This is a genomic window from Streptomyces sp. NPDC058880 (assembly GCF_042742535.1).
Taxonomy (GTDB): Bacteria; Actinomycetota; Actinomycetes; order Streptomycetales; family Streptomycetaceae; genus Streptomyces.
On record NZ_JBHYMC010000018.1, the window covers coordinates 47,605 to 63,268 of the forward strand.

Annotated in this window: 17 protein-coding genes; 10 read left to right on the plus strand and 7 right to left on the minus strand. The window is 73.2% G+C overall.

Annotation, left to right across the window (positions count from 1 at the left end; translation table 11 throughout):
- Positions 1 to 106 precede the first annotated feature (106 nt).
- Positions 107 to 769 (minus strand): LysE family transporter, encoded by a 663-nt coding sequence (locus tag ACFW2G_RS13480; RefSeq protein ID WP_384582298.1) that lies wholly within the window; start codon positions 767 to 769, stop codon positions 107 to 109.
- 70 nt (positions 770 to 839) lie between these two features.
- Here ACFW2G_RS13480 and ACFW2G_RS13485 point away from each other — a divergent pair, with 70 nt between their 5' ends.
- Entirely contained in the window at positions 840 to 1,280 is a 441-nt protein-coding gene (locus ACFW2G_RS13485) for an Lrp/AsnC family transcriptional regulator (RefSeq protein WP_384448723.1), read from the plus strand.
- An 88-nt stretch (positions 1,281 to 1,368) separates the two neighbouring features.
- Here ACFW2G_RS13485 and ACFW2G_RS13490 read toward each other — a convergent pair whose 3' ends face one another.
- Positions 1,369 to 3,027 carry a GAF domain-containing sensor histidine kinase gene (locus ACFW2G_RS13490; RefSeq protein WP_384582300.1) on the minus strand — a complete coding sequence of 553 codons (1,659 nt, stop codon included), beginning with the start codon at positions 3,025 to 3,027 and terminating at the stop codon, positions 1,369 to 1,371.
- Positions 3,024 to 4,061 carry a rod shape-determining protein gene (locus ACFW2G_RS13495; RefSeq protein ID WP_037923958.1) on the minus strand — a complete coding sequence of 346 codons (1,038 nt, stop codon included), beginning with the start codon at positions 4,059 to 4,061 and terminating at the stop codon, positions 3,024 to 3,026. Before ACFW2G_RS13495 ends, ACFW2G_RS13490 begins: the two co-directional genes overlap by 4 nt.
- 211 nt (positions 4,062 to 4,272) lie before the next feature.
- Here ACFW2G_RS13495 and ACFW2G_RS13500 point away from each other — a divergent pair, with 211 nt between their 5' ends.
- Complete coding sequence (locus tag ACFW2G_RS13500; protein ID WP_384582302.1) at positions 4,273 to 4,986, plus strand: esterase/lipase family protein; 714 nt, start codon at positions 4,273 to 4,275, stop codon at positions 4,984 to 4,986.
- A gap of 81 nt (positions 4,987 to 5,067) precedes the next feature.
- Here the strand turns inward: ACFW2G_RS13500 and ACFW2G_RS13505 are convergent, their stop codons facing one another.
- Complete coding sequence (locus tag ACFW2G_RS13505) at positions 5,068 to 5,628, minus strand: hypothetical protein (RefSeq protein ID WP_037923962.1); 561 nt, start codon at positions 5,626 to 5,628, stop codon at positions 5,068 to 5,070.
- A gap of 412 nt (positions 5,629 to 6,040) precedes the next feature.
- Entirely contained in the window at positions 6,041 to 6,463 is a 423-nt protein-coding gene (locus tag ACFW2G_RS13510) for a MarR family winged helix-turn-helix transcriptional regulator (RefSeq protein ID WP_037923966.1), read from the minus strand.
- Positions 6,464 to 6,558: 95 nt separating this feature from the next.
- Here ACFW2G_RS13510 and ACFW2G_RS13515 point away from each other — a divergent pair, with 95 nt between their 5' ends.
- From ACFW2G_RS13515 to ACFW2G_RS13540, 6 genes are all read left to right on the plus strand, one after another.
- A complete protein-coding gene (locus tag ACFW2G_RS13515; RefSeq protein WP_384448708.1) occupies positions 6,559 to 7,581 on the plus strand; it encodes an NADP-dependent oxidoreductase in 1,023 nt (340 codons plus the stop codon).
- A gap of 65 nt (positions 7,582 to 7,646) precedes the next feature.
- Positions 7,647 to 8,069 carry an organic hydroperoxide resistance protein gene (locus tag ACFW2G_RS13520; RefSeq protein ID WP_037923971.1) on the plus strand — a complete coding sequence of 141 codons (423 nt, stop codon included), beginning with the start codon at positions 7,647 to 7,649 and terminating at the stop codon, positions 8,067 to 8,069.
- Positions 8,070 to 8,134: 65 nt separating this feature from the next.
- A complete protein-coding gene (locus ACFW2G_RS13525) occupies positions 8,135 to 8,935 on the plus strand; it encodes an EI24 domain-containing protein (RefSeq protein ID WP_037923973.1) in 801 nt (266 codons plus the stop codon).
- Between the two features lie 66 nt (positions 8,936 to 9,001).
- A complete protein-coding gene (locus tag ACFW2G_RS13530) occupies positions 9,002 to 9,100 on the plus strand; it encodes a hypothetical protein (RefSeq protein ID WP_384582305.1) in 99 nt (32 codons plus the stop codon).
- Between the two features lie 202 nt (positions 9,101 to 9,302).
- Positions 9,303 to 10,994 carry a hypothetical protein gene (locus ACFW2G_RS13535; RefSeq protein ID WP_384582307.1) on the plus strand — a complete coding sequence of 564 codons (1,692 nt, stop codon included), beginning with the start codon at positions 9,303 to 9,305 and terminating at the stop codon, positions 10,992 to 10,994.
- 14 nt (positions 10,995 to 11,008) lie between these two features.
- Positions 11,009 to 12,589 (plus strand): DUF2142 domain-containing protein, encoded by a 1,581-nt coding sequence (locus tag ACFW2G_RS13540; protein WP_384582309.1) that lies wholly within the window; start codon positions 11,009 to 11,011, stop codon positions 12,587 to 12,589.
- 173 nt (positions 12,590 to 12,762) lie between these two features.
- On the opposite strand, the gene ACFW2G_RS13545 is transcribed toward ACFW2G_RS13540, so the two are convergent.
- The gene (locus ACFW2G_RS13545) at positions 12,763 to 13,671 is read right to left on the minus strand and encodes a LysR family transcriptional regulator (RefSeq protein WP_384448696.1); all 909 of its coding nucleotides are present in this window, start codon (positions 13,669 to 13,671) and stop codon (positions 12,763 to 12,765) included.
- Between the two features lie 49 nt (positions 13,672 to 13,720).
- Here ACFW2G_RS13545 and ACFW2G_RS13550 point away from each other — a divergent pair, with 49 nt between their 5' ends.
- Positions 13,721 to 14,566, plus strand: a complete 846-nt coding sequence (locus ACFW2G_RS13550; protein ID WP_384448693.1) for an NAD(P)-dependent oxidoreductase — start codon at positions 13,721 to 13,723, stop codon at positions 14,564 to 14,566.
- Between the two features lie 9 nt (positions 14,567 to 14,575).
- Positions 14,576 to 14,899, plus strand: coding sequence for a putative quinol monooxygenase (locus ACFW2G_RS13555; RefSeq protein WP_037923987.1), 324 nt, complete (start codon positions 14,576 to 14,578; stop codon positions 14,897 to 14,899).
- On the opposite strand, the gene ACFW2G_RS13560 is transcribed toward ACFW2G_RS13555, so the two are convergent.
- Positions 14,896 to 15,501: a TetR/AcrR family transcriptional regulator gene (locus ACFW2G_RS13560; RefSeq protein ID WP_384448820.1), complete on the minus strand. Its 606-nt coding sequence runs from the start codon at positions 15,499 to 15,501 to the stop codon at positions 14,896 to 14,898. The genes ACFW2G_RS13555 and ACFW2G_RS13560 overlap by 4 nt on opposite strands.
- Between the last annotated feature and the right edge of the window lie 163 nt (positions 15,502 to 15,664).

Sequence of the window (15,664 nt, forward strand, 5' to 3'; positions counted from 1 at the left end):
GTGTCCGCCGGGTCCACGGCCCGCACCGCACGGCTCGGGGGCGTTTCGGTCCGGGACGTGCCCGGCCGTCCCGATCGTGCGGTCCGGCAGCCGGGACCGACGGCCGTCAGGGCAGCGGCAGGGCGATCCCCACCGCGTAGGCGGCGACCAGGCCGTAGCCCAGGCGGAAGGTCCACACGCGGGCGGTGGCGGAGATGCGGGCGCCCGCGAGGGAGCCGAGGGCCACGAGGGCCTGCTGCCAGAGGAGGGAGGCCGCCCCGACGCCGAGGAGGAAGGCGGCCCCGGCCGGGCCGCTGCTCAGGCGCGCCCCCTGGGCGGTGGTCAGGGCGGCGAAGTACAGGGCGGTGGTGGGGTTGATCGCAGTGAGGGCGACGTAGCGGGCGAAGGCCCCGGCCGGCCGCAGGGCGGTGGCGGTCTGCGCGGCACCCGCGGCGCCGGTGTCCGGTGTCGGGCCCGGCCCGGGCGGAGCCGCGGCGCCGGTACGGGCCCGGGAGAGGCCGTGGGCCGCGATGGCCAGCAGGATCGCCGCCGAGGCCAGCCGGACCCATGCCTCGACGGGGGAGATGTGGGAGGCCACCCGGGGGCCGACGGCGGTGGCGAGGGCCGCGTAGCCGAGGTCGACCACGGCGACGCCCGCGGCCGCGGCCACCGCCGTCCGGCGGTGTCGCATCGCCTCCTGGAGCAGCAGCACGCTCATCGCACCCATCGGCATCGCCACGCCCAGGCCGGCGGCGGCGCCCGCCAGCGCCGGGGTCATCAGTTCGCTCATGCGGTCGAGGGTCGACCCTCACCTCCGCGGTGTGAGCACGAATACCGGGCTCGACTGCGACAATCGCGGTATGGACCGCCTCGACAGGGAAATCCTCGGGATCCTGCAGCAGGACGCGCGGATCTCGTACCGGGACCTCGGGGTCCGCGTCGGTCTCAGCGCCAACGCCACCGCCGACCGGGTGCGGCGGATGCGCCGGGACGGCGTGATCCGCGGGTTCACCGTCGTGGTGGACCCGTCCGCCGACACCGCCGGCGGTCTCGTCGTCTTCATCGACGTCACCCTGCGCCAGGACACCACCAACGAGGAGTTCGAGCGGCGGGTCGCCACGCTCTCCGGGATCACCGAGGCGGTCCACGTGACCGGCGCGCACGACTACCTCCTGCGGGCGCGAGCCGCCGATCCCGCCGCCCTCGACGCCCTGCTGCGCCGCCTGAAGCGGGACGCGGGGGTGGCCCAGTCCAACACCCGCATCGCCCTGCGCACCGCCGACCGCGCCGGACGGCCCTGACGACACCGAAGGCCCTGACGACGCCAAAGGCCCTGATGGCGCTGAAGGCCCTCGGGCCACCGGGCCGGGGCGCAGCGCGCCGCCGAGGTCACAGCGCCGACTCCCAGGTCACCGTCGTGCCCCGGGCACCCCGTTCCGCTCGGCCGTCGTCGGTGACGGTCAGCCGGACCCGTTCGGGCGAGGCGTCCACCACCACCTCGATCGCCGTGACCTGCTCGCGCCGGTGCGCCGCGGCCAGGGCGCCGCGCAGGGCGGTGAGCAGGCCGGCCACGACAGCCTCCGGGACCAGGGCGTCCACGGCGCCCGCGAACTGCACCGACGGCTGGAAGCCGAGCAGGACCGCCGCACCGCCCGTCTCGCGCAGGACCCGCCCCCGGAAGGTGGCCGGGGCTTCGGTCGGAGGCTGCTGGAGGGCGAAGATGGCGGTGCGGACCTCCTGGATGGTGGAGTCCAGCTCGTCCACGGCGCGGGTGAGCTCGTCGCCGACCACGTCCCCCGAGGGGGCGTTGGCGGCCCGCCTGCGCGTGCTCTCCAGCATCATCCCGGTGGCGAAGAGCCGCTGGACGACCAGGTCGTGCAGGTCCCGGGCGATCCGGTCGCGGTCCTCGTACACCGCGAGCTGCTCCCGGTCGTGCTGGGCGTCCGCCAGCACCAGGGCCAGCGCGGCCTGGGAGGCGAACTGCGAGGCGAGCAGCCGGTCGACCGCGTCGTACGCCGGCCCGCCCCGTGCGCGGGGCAGGGCCAGGGTGCCGATCAGCTGGCCGCCGCTCTGCAGCGGGAGCATCATGCTCGGCCCGAACCGCTCGCGGACGTGGGTGGTCATCCGGGGGTCGGTGGCCGAATCGTCGACGAAGACGGGTTCGCCGCCGAGGAGTTGTTCCAGCACCGGCGATCCGGGGGCGATCGCGGTCCCGATCAGGTCCCCGGGGTCCCCCGGGGTGGAGGCGGCCACGATCTCCATGCCGCCCTCGGGGGTCGGCTGGAGCACCACCCCGGCCGCGGCGTCGGCGAGCAGCCGGGCCCGCTCGGCCACGCACTTCAGTGCGTCCGCCGCCGGACGCCCCGCCAGCAGGGTCGTGGTCACGGCGGCGGCCCCGTCGATCCAGCGCTCCCGGCGGCGCGCGGTCTCGTACAGCTTGGCGTTGCCGATCGCTATGCCCGCCTGCGCGGCCAGGACGCGGACCAGGGCGAGGTCCTCCTCGGTGAAGGGGCCGCCGCCGTGCTTCTCGGTGAGGTAGAGGGTGCCGAACACCTCGTTGTGCACCCGGATCGGGACGCCGAGCGGGCTGTGCACGGGCGGGTGGCCGGGCGGGAGGCCGACGTTCCGGGGGTCCTGGGCGAGGTCGTCCAGCAGCAGTGGCCGCGGGTCCTCGACGAAGGCTCCGAGCAGGCCGGAGCGGCCGTCGGGCAGGTGGGGGATGGCTGCCCGCTGCTCCTCGGTCAGCCCTGCCGTGAACAGCTCGGTCACCAGGGCGCGCTCGGGGTCGAGGATCCCGAGCGCGCCGTACCGGGCCGAGCACAGCTCGGCCGCCGATTCCACGATGTGCTGGAGGGTGGCGCGCAGTTCGAGCTCGGAGCCGACGCTCAGTACGGCCTCCAGCAGCACGGGGAGGCTCACCGCGTCCTCGCCGGACGGGTCGGCGGGCCTCCCGTGCGCTTCTCCCCGTGCTTCTCGGTGTCTTTCGGCGGGTTCCGTCCGGGGACCGTGTGCGGGCCTCCCGGCCGGGTCCCGGCCGGGATCCGTCATCCGGCCATCGGGTTGAGGACCATGGGGGCGATCTTCCCTTCGAGCATCGCGCCGAGACCCATCACGGCGCACACGTCCGGCCGTTCCGCGATGGCGACGGGCATTCCGGTGGCGTCCCGCAGCATCTGGTCCAGGCCCGGCAGCAGGGCGCTGCCACCCACCATCATGATTCCCCGGTCCGTCAGGTCGGCCACCAGGTCGGGCGGGCAGTCCCGCAGCACCTTGCCCATCCCGTCGAGGACCGCGGTCAGCGGCGTGTGGATGGCGTCCCGTACGGCCGCGGTGTCCACGTGGACGGAACGCGCCAGGCCGGTGGCCACGTCACGGCCGTGGATGAGGGTGGAGGCGGGGCCTCCGGAGGTGAGGCCGTTGCCGTGCAGGGCCAACTGGAGCGGCCGGACGGCCTGGCTGGGCAGCATCAGCTCGTGCGCGTGGCGCAGGTGCTGGACGACGGCGTGGTCGATGGCCTCGCCGCCGACGGGGATCCGCTGGGCGGTGACGATCGAACCGAGGGAGAGGACGGCGACCTGGGTGGCCGCGGCCCCGCACACCATGATCATCGTCGCGGTCGGCTGCTCCACGGGCAGTCCGCAGCCGACGGCCGCCGCGATCAGGGTGTCGACGAGTTCGACGCGCCGCGCCCCGAGTCCGACCAGTGTCTCCACGGCCGCCCGCTGGGCGAGGGGGTCCGCGTCGTGCGGGGTGCAGGCGGCGGCCCGCAGCCGCGGCTTGCGCCGCAGGGCGCGTCGCAGCTTCTCGCCGAGGAGATGGCGCAGCATCCGCTGGGCCATCTCGATGTCGACGACGGTGCCGCCGGAGACGGGGCGCACGACCCTGATGTAGTCCGGCGTGCGTCCGGTCATCCGCTCGGCGAAGGTTCCGACGGCGATGAGTGCGCCGGTGCGCGTGTTGACCGCGGCGACGCTGGGCTCGTCGACCACGAGGCCGGCGCCCTTGACGTACACGCGGGTCCTGGCCGCCCCCAGGTCGACGGCGACGTGGCAGCGGCGCAACTGCTCAAGACTGACGGTCACGGCAGAACCTCCCGAGAGCGCTGACGCAAGAGGACCGGCGGAGGTGCCGGTCGCTTGTCCTATCATCTCGGGCATTTAGGGCTATCCGCCCGTTGGAATGCTCCGGCCGTGGGTGTGTCGCGCCTGCAAGGGGGTGGATTTCTGTACCGACAGGCAGCACCATGCCGGCACCGCACGCGCTACTCGCGCGTAACAAGGTAAGGGGGAACCGATGCTGACGGCCCGACAGGCCTTGGCCGCGCTCCTGACGCTCTGCCTGGCGTCGCTCGCGGCGCCCGCCGCCGCCCGTGCCTCCGACCGGGCCCCGGCTCCCGCCGCTGACCGGGCATCACCGCGCAGCCCGGTGGTCCTCGTGCACGGGTACAACGCCGACCCGGGTGTCTGGGGGTCCCTCCGTGCCGATCTGCGTGCCGACGGCTACACCGATGCGGAGCTCTTCTCTTTCGGCTACGACACCCACCAGTCCGTCAACGAGGTGCTCGCCGGGCGGCTCGGCGCCTATGTCGAGCAGGTCCGCCGGGAGACCGGCGCCGCCAGGGTCGACATCGTGGCGCACTCCTTCGGTTCGCTGGTCAGCCGCTGGTACGTCAGGTTCGGCGGGGGCACGGCCACCGTGGACCACTGGGTCTCGCTGGCCGGCCCCAACCGCGGTACCTCCACCGCGTGGGCCTGCGCCCTGTGGGACCAGGCCTGCCGCGACATGACCCCCGGGTCGTACGTGGTGAGGCGCCTGGGCGACGGGGACCCCACCCCGGGCACCGTGAAGTACGCGACCTTCTGGTCGCACTGCGACGAGGTGATCAACCCTGACGACAGCGTGCCGCTGGAGGGGGCCGCCAACACGCCGGTCGGCTGCCTGAAGCACAACGACCTGCTCGGCGACGACAGCACCTCGGCCGGAGTGCGGGCCTTCCTCGCCTCGTAGGTGTCGAGCCGAGGCGCGGCGAGCGGCGCCGGCCGCCCGCCGGACCGCGGCCGGGCCCGCTCCCGATCCGCCGGACAGGGCCTACCGGGACGTCCGGGGGCCGACGCGCTGGAGCAGGCCGTAGGTGAACTCCGCCACGCACGCCCGTCCCTGCGCGGTGAAGGCGAGGCGCCAGCGGGTCGGCGCGGTTCCCTCCATCGGCCGCACGGGCGCGAAGGCCCGCGCCACCTCGTCCACGGTCGCCGACCAGGGCAGCAGGTCGTCCGGTGACCGGAGTACGGGCCCCCGCGCCCCCGGGGCCCGCACCAGCCACTCGTTCCACACCGCCCCGTCCGGCGCGGCCAGCACCTCGAAGCGCAAGTCCGGCCAGAGCGGCAGCAGCCACAGCAGGGCCTCGCACTCCAGGTCGCCGATCGTGCGGCGCCCGGCGGACTCCGGCGGCCCGAGCACCGAGCGGTACCGGGCCAGCGCTCCGCGGGAGCGCGGCGAGCGCACCATCGCCTGCCAGTGCCTGTTCGCCTCCCGCTGGTCCGCGAGCGAGGCGCCCAGCCGGCGGCGGGCCTCGTCGGCGAGGTCGGGCTGGAAGTCGGCCATCCGCCGCAACAGCACCAACTGGAACGCGTTCGACCCGAAGGGTGTCATGGGGGGAACGATTCCACACAGGATCCTTACCGTCGCGGGAACCGGCTGCCGCCGTGCGGCGCGTAGCCTGCGGGCGTCATGAACCCTTGCCGCGCCTGCCGGAGGCACCTCAACGGCGCGCTGGCGTGCGCCGGCTGCGGAACGCCCGCCGCCGGGGCGCGTGCCGCCGCCGCACCGTGCTCACCCCCCGCTCCGACCCTGTCGGGCCCGCCGCCGACCACCGTCGGGCGGGGGCCCTCCGTCCTGGCGTCCGGAACGGGCACGCCCTGGCAGGGCGCCACCAGCGCCACCGGAGCCACCGAGGCGCCGCTCCCGGTCCCGCCGCCCGCGCCCGAGCCGACCAGGAGCTGTGTGTTCTGGATCTTCTGTTCGTGATCCGCGGTATGTGATCCCGCGTCCGGGACCGGCCCGATCAGGCCAGCATCCGCTTGAGCAGGTCCCGCAGTACGGCTCGCTCGGCCGGGGACAGGCCGGCCAGCGGCTCGCGCGCGAAGTCCAGCGATTCGCGCAGCCGCTCCGCCGTCCGCAGCCCCTCTTCGGTGGGGGCGGCCAGCTTGACCCGCCGGTCGGCGGGGTCGGGGCGGCGCTCCACCAGGCCGCGGCCCTCCAGCCGGTCGATGATGCCCGTCACGTTCGAGGGCTCGCACCGGAGCTTCTGCGCGATGCGGCGCATGGGCGTCGGTTCCAGGGAGAGCAGGTTGAGCACCTTGGCCTGGGCGCCGGTCAGCTGATGGCTGGCGGCCGCGTGCTCGTATTCCATGTGGTACCGGCTCACGACGTCACCGATGAGTTCGACGACCTCGACGGTCACTGGGTCTACACGACGACTGGGCATGGATCCAGCGTACCCGTTTACTTGACAACATGAAATATCCAGGCGCATGGTTGTTTCACCTAGTGAAGCAATTCGTTCTGACCAGGAGCGCCGCAATGTCTGAGATTCCCGCCGTGAGCCGCGAGTGGCACCTCGTCCGTCGCCCCCAGGGCTGGCCCGTCGCCGAGGACTTCGCCCTGCGTGAGGTGCCTGTCGACGCCGAGCCCGCCGCCGGCCGGATCCTCGTCCGCAACCTGCACATGTCCGTAGACCCCTACATGCGCGGCCGGATGAACGACGTGAAGTCCTACATTCCGCCCTTCCAGCTCGACCGCCCGATGGACGGCGGCGCGGTCGGCGAGGTCGTCGCCTCCGGCGCCGAGGGCTTCGCCGTCGGCGACCACGTCCTGCACGGCCTGGGGTGGCGCGAGTACGCGGAGCTCGACGCGGAGCACGCCACCAAGATCGACGCCTCCCTCGCCCCGCTCTCCGCCTACCTCGGCGTCCTCGGCATGCCGGGCCTGACCGCCTACGCAGGGCTCTTCGAGGTCGCTTCCTTCGCCGAGGGCGACTCCGTCTTCGTCTCCGGTGCCGCGGGCGCGGTCGGCGGCCTCGTCGGCCAGTTCGCGAAGATCAGGGGCGCGTCCCGGGTGATCGGCTCCGCCGGCTCGGACGAGAAGGTGACGCTCCTCACGGAGAAGTACGGCTTCGACGCCGCCTTCAACTACAAGAACGGCCCCGTCGCCGAGCAGCTGCGCGCCGCCGCCCCCGAAGGCGTCGACGTCTACTTCGACAACGTCGGCGGCGACCACCTGGAGGCCGCCATCTCCTCCATGAACGTGAACGGCCGCGCCACTCTGTGCGGCGCGATCGCCCACTACAACGACACCGAGGCCGCCCCCGGCCCGCGCAACCTGATGCAGGTCATCGGCAAGCGGCTGCGGCTCCAGGGCATCCTCGTCAACGACCACGCCGGACTCCAGCAGCAGTTCGTCCAGGACGTGGCCGGCTGGCTGCGCTCCGGTGAGCTGCGCTACGACGAGACCGTCGTCGAGGGCGTCGAGAACGCCGCCGCGGCCTTCCTCGGCATGCTCCGCGGAGAGAACACCGGAAAGATGATCGTTTCCTTCACCGGCTAGGCTCACCCCACGACCGTCGTGACCGTGGGCGCGAGTCGCGGCGATTACCAGGAGGAACATTCTTCATGTCCATCCAGCAGTCCGACGTCGCGTACACCGCCGTGGCCACCGCCGAGAACGGCCGTGACGGTCGCGTCGCCACCAACGACGGCCAGCTCGACGTCGTCGTGAACCCGCCCAAGGAGCTCGGTGGCTCCGGTGCCGGCACCAACCCGGAGCAGCTCTTCGCCGCCGGCTACAGCGCCTGCTTCCAGGGCGCCCTCGGCGTCGTCGCCAAGAACGTGAACGCCGACATCTCGGGCTCCACGGTCACCGCCGAGGTCGGCATCGGCAAGAACGACGAGGGCTTCGGCCTGATCGTCAAGATCTCCGCCGTGATCCCGAACGTGGACGCCGCCACCGCCAAGGAGCTCATCGAGAAGGCCCACCAGGTCTGCCCCTACTCCAAGGCCACCCGCGGCAACATCACCGTCGAGCTCGCCGTCTGATCCGGCAGCCGCACCCTGAAGGCCGCACCCCGATCGGGGTGCGGCCTTCGCCGTAGACTGACGCCATGCACGATCTTGCGGGGGGCTTCCGGTATCTGCTGTCCGGACAGCGATGGGTGTTGCGGCACGGCCGGTGGCTGGGCTTCGGTCTGCTGCCCGGGCTCGTCTCCTTCGCCCTCTACCTCGGCGCCCTCGTCGGGCTCGGCTACGGCGCCGACGACCTGACCGCCTGGGCGACCCCCTTCGCCGACGACTGGTCCGCCCCGTGGCTCGGCCTCTTCCGCGGCTTCCTCACCGCCCTGCTGTTCTGCCTCGGGCTCTTCCTCGCGGTGATCACCTTCACCGCCGTCACCCTGCTGATCGGCCAGCCCTTCTACGAGTCGCTCTCGGAGCAGGTCGACCGCAGCGAGGGCGGCGACGTCCCGCAGTCCGGCCTCCCGCTCTGGCGGGAGCTGTGGATCTCGGCTCGGGACAGTGTGAAGGTCCTCGGGCGGGTGGCGTTGTACGGCATTCTGCTCTTCGCCCTCGGCTTCGTCCCGGTGATCGGCCAGACGGTCGTCCCGGTACTCGGGTTCTGCGTCTCCGGTTACTTCCTGACCCAGGAGCTCACCTCCGTGGCCCTCCAGCGCCGCACGATGGAGCTGCCCGAGCGGCTGGTGCTGCTGCGTTCGCGGCGGCTGCTGGCGCTGGGCTTCGGAGTGCCGCTGGTGCTGGCGTTCCTGGTGCCGCTCGTCGCGGTGCTCCTGATGCCGGGCGCGGTGGCGGGGGCCACGCTGATGGCCCGCGACCTGACGCGCACCGACAAGACCCCCGCCGCCGAGGCCGCACCGGCCGGCTTCGGACCGCCGCCGCCGGCGTTCCCGTAACCACCGCGTCGCCGGTTCCTACCGCTCCTTCAGTAGAAGCAGGGCCCCCGCCGCGTCCTCCCCGCCGTGGGGTACTCCCTGACCGCGCTCGGCCAGGACCTGAATGCGGCCCTGGAACCGCTCGGCGCCTGGGGTGCCCGGCACCTGCTGCCGGACCCGGCGTAGCGGGCCGGTGATCGGCCACCCACCCCCGCCCGCCCGGGGCGGGCCCGTAGGATGCAGGGCAGCAAGTGCCAAGGCTGTCTCTCACTGCCCTTGAGTTCGCCCCGGTTCGGAGCTTCGGCGGGGGGCCGGAGTCGTGCAGCGGCTTGCGGAGCCACGACCGGCCACCGGGCCGAGGACCGACCAGCAGTAGGGATACAGAGCAGTGACAGTCAGTACCGAGGGCCCGGCGACCGTGCTGCCCCCGGGCGGACCGGCCGCGCCCGCCCGCTCGATACCGGCCGCCCGGCGGGGCGTCGGCTCACGCGGTGGGCTCCTGCTCATCGAGGCACTCGTCGCGTTCGCCGCGGCGCTGGTGCTCCCGCTGCTCGCCCGCGGCTTCAAGCTCAACCCCCTGGACCGAATCGCGCAGGTCAGCGGCCTCGCCGCGATCCAGCTGCGGTTCGCTCTCCTCGGTCTGGTCTTCGTGGGCGCGGTGGCACTGGCCGTGCGGCTGCGCAAGGGCCGGCACTTCGACCTCGCCACCCGGTTCGCCTCCGCCGCCCTCGCCGGTCTGGCCAGCGGCTTCGTCGCCGCCGGTGCCGTCGTCGCCCTCCACGGGACGCCCTGGCCGATGTTCGGCCTCAACGGCGACAGCGGCCGCATCGTCGAGTGGGCCCAGGCCGTGGCCAACGGCCGCCCCTCCGGTTCCCCCGTGTACCCGCCGGCCCCGCTCTACACCCTCGGCTACTACGCCGAGTGGTTCCGCGGCGGCAACACCGCATACGCCTTCAAGGACCTCCAGATCCTCGGCGCCGCGGCCTTCGGACCGCTGGTCTACCTGTGCTGGCGCATGCTGCTCGGCCCGCTCCGGGCCCTCGCCTTCGGCGTGGCCCCCGCCTTCGCGCTGATCGACGCCTACAAGCCCTATAGCCAGACCGTCCTCGTCGTACTGGTCCCGGTCCTCGTGGCGATGGTGGTCTCGCTCAGCCGCAGCGGCACCCAGGGCTGGCGGCCGCTCCTGCTCAAGGGCGCCGGCTTCGGCGCGCTGCTCGGCGTCATGTTCCTCACCTACTCGGGCTGGTTCCTGTGGAGCGCGGCGGGCGTGCTGTTCGCCGCGCTGCTGTACTTCCCGTGGAGGGAGGGCCGGCTCGGCCGGATCAAGGGCGTGGCCTTCCTCGGCGCCAGCCTGGCGGCGTTCCTCGTGGTCGCCGGCCGCTACCTCATGGTCATGCTGACCGAGGGGCAGACCACCAAGGACTACAACTTCCGGTTCGACAACTTCACCGACCCGGCGTACTACCTGATGTGGCGCACGGACATGCCCGGCAAGGTCGGCGAGTGGCCGCTGCCCGGCGAGTACGGTGGCGTCGGACTGTTCGCCCTGGTCACCTTCGTCGGCCTCGGCGCCGCGATCTGGCTGGGCATCCGCAAGCCGATGGTGGTCACCATCGCCGCCATGCTCATCAGCGCGTGGGTGATGCGCATGTACATCGCCTCGCACATGTACGAGACGCAGACCGTCCAGCTCTACACCCGCACGAACAACCAGCTGCTCTACTGTGGGCTGCTGCTGTGCGCGCTGGTGGTCCACCTGGTCTCGCTGCGGATGGCCGCGCGCCGGTCGCTGCCCGGAGCGCAATCGGAGCCCGCGCACACCACGCCACCCGGGGCGGGCACCGGCTTCCCCGCGCGCGAGGGCGCAGTGATCGGGGCCCTGTGCGCCCTGCTGCTGCTCCTCGGCACCGTCTCCTCCTCGATGGCCGACCGCTACATGCCGGTCAAGGAGAACACGTACCGGATCCTGCCCTGGGTGTCGCACACCATCACGGAACAGGACGGCAGCTGCCCGAAGTACGCGCCCGGCGGGACGTGTTCCAAGGACGGCGACCAGAGCTGGCTCGGCTTCATCCGATGACTTCCAGGAGACCGATGACCTCCGCCCTGACGCGGCTGGCCGACTGGTCGGCCAGGACGCCCAAGCGGCTCTGGCTACTCTCGTTCGCGCTGTTCTTCACCCTCACGGGCTCGTGGGCGGCCGCCAGCCCCCTGGGCAGCTCCCCCGACGAGCACGCCCACTTCATCCGCGCCGCCGCCGTGGCCAGGGGCCAGATCGGCGGAACCGAGGTGATGGTCCCGCACACGGTGGCCGGCATCGAGGGGCACTTCGCCGAGACCGGGGTGCAGCTCCCGGAGTGGTACCGCCAGCTGCCCACGGTGCACGAGTGCTACGCGTGGCGGGAGGCACAGCCCGCGTCCTGCGCGCCGCCGCTCGGCACCTCCGAGAAGACGGCGCAGGCCACCACGGCCGCAGGCCGCTACCACCCCGGCTACTACCTGGTGACCGGCTGGCCGAGCCTGCTCATCGACGGCCCCAAGGGGCTGTATCTCATGCGCTTCATGTCGGCGCTGCTCTGCTCGGCGCTGCTGGCCAGTGCCGTGGTCACGGCCGCCGAATGGCGGCGGCGCTCGCTGGCGATGCTGGGCGTGTTCGCCGCGGCCACGCCCATGACGCTCTACATGTCCGGCATGGTCAACCCCAGCGGGGGCGAGATCGCCGCCGGGATCCTGGTGTGGACGGCCCTGCTGTCGATCGTCCTGTCGCCGGACCCCGCGCGGCTGAACCGCAGACTGGCCCGGCTCGGCATCGGCGGCCTGGTGCTGATCAACATCCGGCCACTCGGACTGATCTGGTTCGGCGGGGCGGTCGTCTTCTGCCTGTTCCTGACACAGCGGCGCGGACTGCTGGGCCAGGTGCTGCGCCGCAAGGCCCTGTGGCTCTGGACCGCCCTGCTGGGCCTGGCGACGGCGGGCGCCCTGCTCTGGGCGGCGAGGCACCCCGACAACTCGAAGATCGACATTCCCGACTCGCTGACCACGGGCGTCGCCGCGAAGAAGACCCTCGGCAATACCGAGGTCTACATCAAGCAGATGCTTGGCTTCTTCGGCTGGCTGGACACCCCTGCCCCGGCCCTCATGTACCTGGTGTGGATGGCCGTGCTCGCCACCGTCGTCGTGCTGGCACTCGTCCACGGCCGCGCACGCGAGGTGGTGGCGATGCTCGGCATGCTGGCCGCCGTCGTGATGGTGCCGGTGGTCGCGCAGGCCTCGCAGGCAGAGCGGATCGGCATGGTGTGGCAGGGCCGCTACCTGCTGCCCTTCGCCGTCGGCCTGCCGCTGATGGCCGTGGCCGTCTGTGCCACGCGCGCTCCCGACCGGGGCCTGCCGTGGCGGCGCCTGGTGGGCCTGTCCGTCGCCGCCCTCGCACTGGCCGACCTGGCCGCCTTCTACTGGACGCTGCGCCGGTTCGCCGTCGGCACCAAGGGGTCGTGGGTGGCCACCTCGGCGCACTGGGCCCCGCCCGGCGGCTGGGTCCTGTGGACCTGCGTGTACGCGGTGGCGGCCTTCGCCGTGCTGCTGCCCGCCCTGCTGCCCGACCGCGGGGCCGCGGCGCTGCCGGACCTCGACGCCCCGCGTCCGGACCGTCGCCGGCCCGTGCCCGAGCCGGCCTGACCCACCCTCTGAACCGCCCCGACCGGTGCCCCCGTCGGACCGCTGGGACGATCGGGGCGCTCACCACCGGGGCCGTGCGGTCATCCGCTTCGGCCGGCCGCGTGCCGCCCGGCGCGTACACGGCGGAGCGGCCGCGGCCGGGGCGCGAATGTGCTGCGGCGATCTTCACCGGCTCAGGACGCCCATCCGTCCGCGGCCTCCTTCAGCAGGGTCAGCAGGGCCGCGGCGGCCGGTGAGGGGGCGGCCCCGCGCGGGGTGGCCGCGTAGACCCCGCGGCGTGGGGTGTCGTCCGGGTGCAGCGGGACCAGCGCCAGGTCGGGCCGGACCGAGGAGGCGGCGAGCGCCGGGACGAGGGTGATGCCGAGCCCGGCCGCGACGAAGCCTTGCTTGGCGATCCAGTCGGCGGCGACGAAGCCGGTACGGGGGCGGAATCCGCCCGCCAGCGCGGAGTGCATGAGGGTCTCCTCGGGGCGGGTGCCGGCGGCGATCCACTCCTCGTCGGCCAGGTCGGCGAGCCGCACCCCGGCCCGGCCGGCCAGTCGGTGGCCGGCCGGCAGGGCCACGTACATCCCCTCGTCGAGCAGGTGGTGCGGGGTGCAGTCCCGGGGCGGCCGCCCGGAGGTCTCGGCGACGACGGCGAGGTCCAGCTCCCCGGTTGCGAGGAGGGCGAGGTGCTTGGCGGACGGCCCCTCGGTACGGGTGACCGTGACGGCGGGGTGGCGGGCCAGGAAAGCCGCCAGCGCACGCGGCAGCAGCGCGGCGTCCGCGGTGGAGAAGGAGCCGATCCGCAGCCGTCCGGCGCCCAGGGTGCGCAGCGCGTCGAGCTCGGCGCGGGCGGTCCGCAGGCGTTCGCCGACGGCCTCGGCGTGCGGGAGCAGGACGCGGCCGGCCTCGGTGAGGCGGACGCCGCGCGGAAGGCGGTCGAAGAGAGCGGCGCCCCACTCGTCCTCCAGGGTCTGGATCTGCCGGGAGACGGCGGACTGGGTGTAGCCCAGGGATCGGGCGGCGGCGGTGAAGGAGGCCAGGCGGGCCACGCGCAGGAAGACCTCGTACAAGCTGTGCGGTGTCGGCATGTCAGCCATGCTAGACATTCGCTTGTCGCATGGATGGCCCGCGCCTAGCGTCGTGGGCATGGACACAACGCACCAGATCGCATTCCTCGGCCTCGGTCACATGGGCGCCCCGATGGCCCGTCACCTGCTGTCCCTGGGCTACGGGCTGACGGTGTGGAACCGGACGCCGCAGAAGGCGTGGCCGCTCGCGCGGGCCGGCGCGCAGTCCGCGGCGACACCCGCCGAGGCCGTCCGCGACGCGGACCTCGTCATCACGATGCTGGCCGATCCGGCGGCGCTGCGGGCCGTGGCGGAGGGCGTGCTCCCCGCCCTGCGCCCCGGGGTCCACTGGATCGACGCCTCGACGGTCGGTCCGGAGGCGGTGGGGGAGCTCGCCGGGCGGCTGCCGGCGGGGGTGACGCTGACCGACGCGCCCGTGATGGGGAGCGTCGACCGGGCGGCGGCGGGGGAGTTGTGGGTCCTGGCGGGCGGTGACCCGTTGCCGGGCCCGGTCCGACAGGTCCTCGAAGCCCTCGGCGAGGTCACCGTGTGCGGCCCGGCCGGTTCCGGCGCGGCACTGAAGCTGGTGCTGATCAACGCGGCGGTCGGCGGGGTGGCCCTGGTGGCCGAGGCGCTGCGGCTGGGCGGGGCCCTGAGGCTGCCGGAGGAACTGGTCCGCGCCCAACTGGCCCGCGGACCGCTGGCGGGCGCGGTGGCCCGGGCCTATGCCGACACCGCGTACTTCCCGGTCGCCCTGGCCGCGAAGGACGTGGCCCTGGCCGCGGCCCACGCGCCGCTGCCGGTCTTGGAGTCGGTGCGCGCCGCGCTGGCGTCGCGCCCGGACCTCGCGGACCGTGACCTCTCCGCCCTGCGCCCCCGGCCGGTGGCGCAGGAGTTCGCCCGCGGTGCGAATCAGCGTGCATAAAATGCCGGTGTGATCTTCATTGTGGTGAAATTCTCCGTCAAGCCCGAATACGTCGACGCGTGGCCCGACAAGGTCGCGCCCTTCACCCGTGCCACCCGCGCCGAACCGGGCAACCTCTGGTTCGAGTGGTCGCGCAGCCTGGAGGAGCCGAACAGCTACGTCCTGGTGGAGGCCTTCCAGGACGACGCCGCCGAAGCGCACGTCAACTCCGCGCACTTCAGCGCCGCGCTGGAGACCATGCGGCCGATGCTGACCCGTACGCCCGAGATCGTCAGCACCACCATCGAGGGGGCGACCGGCTGGAGCGGGATGGGCGAGCTCCTGATCGACTAGTGCGGTGAGGTCGCGGACGCGCCCCGGGCGTCGGGGCCGCCCCGCAGCAGGGTCAGGAAGGCGCGGAAGGCGGCTGGCATGTCCACGGACTCGGGGGCCAGCAGCCACTGGTACTGCAGGCCGTCCATGACCGCCGTCAGCAGCGGGGCCGCCTGCTCCGGGGTGAGCCCCGAGGGCAGGCGGTCGCCGAACTCGGCGCGCAGTACCGCCGCCATCTCCCCGCGGACCTGGGCGTAGCGCTCGGTGAAGAACTCCCGGGCCGGGTGCCCGTCAGTGACGCTCTCGCCCAGCAGTGCCGAGAAGGTCTGCACGATGCCCGGGCGCATCGCGTTGTAGTCCACCAGGGAGGCCAGCAGGTCCAGGCGCCAGGTGTCCGCCGCGGCACGCGAGCCGCCGCCGGTGTCCCAGCGGTCGCGCTCCTCCAGCACGGCGACGAGCAGCGCCTCCTTGGTCGGGAAGTAGTGCAGCAGTCCCTGCTGGGTCAGGCCCACGCGCTCGGCGACCGTGCCCAGGGACGCCCCCCGGTATCCGCGCTCCGCGATCACCTCGACGGCGGCGCGGACGATCTCCCCGCGGCGCTCCTCACTCCTCGCCCTGGCCATGGCCATGGCACCCCTTCCGTCCACTTCCTCGGCGGGACCGTAGGAGGACGGTACGGCATTCTGAAATTACGAAAACATAACGAACCCTACCGCTTGCCAGGTAACAGGTCCACGATGGGGCTCCGCACAGCGCCGCACCGCGCAACCGCACGCTCTCGACGAG